The organism is Enterobacter sp. BIDMC92 (assembly GCF_001030225.1).
In the GTDB taxonomy this organism is placed as follows: Bacteria; Pseudomonadota; Gammaproteobacteria; order Enterobacterales; family Enterobacteriaceae; genus Enterobacter; species Enterobacter sichuanensis.
Genome location: NZ_KQ087600.1, coordinates 1 through 1,465, shown reverse-complemented (window position 1 = coordinate 1,465; position 1,465 = coordinate 1). Strand labels below are relative to the sequence as shown.

Annotated in this window: 2 protein-coding genes; one reads left to right on the top strand and one right to left on the bottom strand. The window is 53.0% G+C overall.

The features are described 5' to 3' along the window. The first annotated feature begins 338 nt into the window (after positions 1-338). A complete protein-coding gene (locus SP99_RS22960; RefSeq protein WP_047959952.1) occupies positions 339-836 on the top strand; it encodes a phage tail fiber protein in 498 nt (165 codons plus the stop codon). Here SP99_RS22960 and SP99_RS22955 read toward each other — a convergent pair. Further along, a partial coding sequence (locus SP99_RS22955) for a tail fiber domain-containing protein (RefSeq protein ID WP_231584348.1) occupies positions 802-1,465 on the bottom strand: 664 nt, incomplete at its 5' end. The two genes, SP99_RS22960 and SP99_RS22955, sit on opposite strands and share 35 nt — an antisense overlap.

The following is a 1,465-nucleotide window of genomic DNA, read 5'->3' as shown; positions in this document are numbered from 1 at the left end:
CAAGGCTGGCCCAGGGCAATCTATAAAACGTCGGTTTGGGAAGTAGTGCTTTACTGGATGCTCAAAGTTCCTGGGGTGATTCCGGTCAAAAGAAAGTTCTAACTGTGGGGGCTTTTGGTCTGGGGCGTGAAATTACTGAATCAGTTCCACTTAATACTATGAGCGAGTCCTACCCCTCATCGTTTATATGGTCAGTAGAGGACGCCAGCTACATGGGGGTCTCAGGAAGTCAGAGCATTACCTCAATCGTAATAGCTCGCGGAGGTAGACCAACTCGCATTCATCAAATCTACACGTTAGGGCGGACTTTCTTCAGTTACCGAACACCTACAGGGTGGCTGTATCAGGAAGCCTACACAACGGGGAACACCACTAAGGCGAGCGACGGCACGCTAAAAGCGGCCTCACCAGTTGCGCGCATAGTGACGAGTCGGGATGCATGCCAGCGCGCTGACGTAGCCGAAGATGGTTTCTCCTGGTGCGGCTGTGGGACAGCAAACGCAGAGGCGGAGGGCATAACCCTTTCTCGCCTCGAGGCGGGCGTTTACCTGCTGACAGGTTCAGCAGGACTGGCTTCAGAGGGATGGCAGTTACTGCCACCGATGGACCCTGGTGGCACGGGAGAACTTGGCGTGGTTGAAGCTGAGCAGACGGAAAGCGGAGGCCTGACAATCCGTCTTTTCAAGCAAAAATACATCCTGAGCGGTAAAAGTGAGATCATTAAAACCAAAGGTGAACCGATGGACGTACCGGCGAACAGCTGGATCGATGTTCGCCTTGATATGCCTGACGATTCCCTGTTTAACCAGCGGATGAGCCAGGAGCCGCAACGTTGATCTCTTCCTCTAAGGCGCTGACGCGGACAGCCAGCGCTTTGATTGCCGCCAGCGCATCGAGCATCAGAGGATTGAGGTCGAGCGTCATTTTCCCCGACTCCTCAGCCGAGTGAACATATTGCGGATCTATCTTTTCAAGTTCCTGAGCAATGACGCCGCGGCGAGTCGTTTTGGCTTCATCTGCGAGGTAGTAGAAGGTCTTAAAATCCATTGCCACGATGTTGGCCAGAGACACTTCTAAATCCAGATCCCCTGTCACTTTCTTAAAGTTAATGTCCGATGTACCCGCAGACTGCAGCTGCACCCACGGCACTGAGGATTTTGGAGTTTGAGGGTCAGTGGTTGTAAGAAAGCGGCTGAATACCGCACTACCGGAAGTGATCCATAACTGCGCAATTCGCTGTCCAGTGTACGAACTCTGGAACCCACAGCCATTCGCAGGAGCCCACAGAGTATTGCCATCAGCATCACTGATGAAGGATGAACTGGCATCTGTGGGCTTATTTTGGAGAGCCGAACCAACCCCAAAATCCCCAACCGAAAGCATGTTGCCTGACGAGCTATAAGCATTCCTCGTCGCGCTACTTCCTAAACCGAGGTTTGTGCGAGCGGCTTCTGCAGTCGTTGCC